The 1,497-nt window shown below is 36.0% G+C and carries 1 protein-coding gene; it reads left to right on the forward strand.

What is annotated here, in order from left to right:
- The coding region (locus tag DS031_RS23295; protein ID WP_113808529.1) for an IS1182 family transposase at window positions 1–1,413 on the forward strand (1,413 nt) is incomplete at its 5' end.
- Between the last annotated feature and the right edge of the window lie 84 nt (window positions 1,414–1,497).

Here is a 1,497-nt window from a genome sequence, read left to right on the forward strand (position 1 = left end):
CATCCACGAATGATGTTAAAAATTATTTTATGCGCTTATACGCAATCCGTCTTTTCAGGTCGTAAAATTGAAGCACTTTTAAAAGACAGTATTCGTATGATGTGGCTGGCTCAAGGTTACGAACCAAGCTATCGTACAATCAATCGTTTCCGTGTACAGCCAGAAGTAAAAGAATTAATTCGTCAATGCTTCGTTCAATTTCGCAGCCAACTCATACAAGAAAAATTGATTGATCAAGAAGCTATTTTTATTGATGGAACAAAGGTTGAAGCGAATGCGAACAAATTTACATTCGTGTGGAAGAAATCCATTGAAAAATATCATAACGGATTAATTGAAAAGTCAAACCAGTTATACGATGAGCTGTTTGAAAAAGAAATCATACCAGAAATTGAACGAGAAAGTGAAGAAGAATTAACAGTAGAAGAACTCGCTCAAATGGTAGAAAAAACAGACGAAGTGATTTCCGAATATAATCAAAAAATTGAGGATTCATCAAATGTAACAGAGCGCAAAATGTTAAGAACGGAACGGAAATTTCCAAAGAAAGTCCGCAAACAATTAATCGACTATATGGTACGTAAACTAAAATATCAAAGAGACTTCGAAATCTTTGGCACGCGAAATAGTTATTCGAAGACGGATCCAGATGCGACATTTATGCGAATGAAAGATGACTACATGAAAAATGGCCAATTGAAAGCAGGTTATAACATACAAGTCGCAACAGAAGGGCAATATGCGCTTGCCTACAGTATCTTTTCGAACCCAACAGATACACGTACATTAATTCCGTTTTTAGATGAAATCGAACAACATTATTTTGAGTTACCAAAACACATCGTCGCAGATGCCGGATACAGCAGTGAACAAAATTATGATGATATCCTTTCGAATCGTAAACGAGAAGCCTTAATCACGTATGGTATGTATTTAAAAGAACAGAAGAAAAAATATAAACAAAACGAATTTAATACAGTAAACTGGGATTATGATGAAGAAAATGATCGATACACCTGCCCAAATCACCAACAACTTGTATTTAAATATCGTTCTGTGCGAAAAGATAAGTTAGGTTTCACGCGTGAGTTTAAGATTTACGAATGTGAAGACTGTTCAGGCTGCCCACTTCGTTCATCTTGTACAAAAGCAAAAGAAGGTAACAACCGAAAATTAATGGTGAATGAGAAATGGGAACAACAAAAAGAATATGTGAGAGCGAAGCTTTCAGGAGAAAAAACGAGTACCCTTTATCGTCAACGTAAGGTTGACGTGGAACCAGTTTTTGGATTCTTGAAAGCTAATTTGCGTTTCACTCGGTTTTCTGTCCGAGGGAAACTGAAGGTTGAAAATGAAATGGGCCTCGCATTAATGGCTGTGAATTTAAGAAAATTCACAGCCAACAACAACTGATATAAGGCATAATAATGAAAAAAGAGAAATTGCGTCCGCAATTTCTCTTTTTTCATTATTTGAAGCTAGTTATGTCCCAGCCTC

The sequence above is a fragment of the Bacillus taeanensis genome, from assembly GCF_003318295.1.
GTDB classification, from domain to species: domain Bacteria; phylum Bacillota; class Bacilli; order Bacillales; family UBA6769; genus Maribacillus; species Maribacillus taeanensis.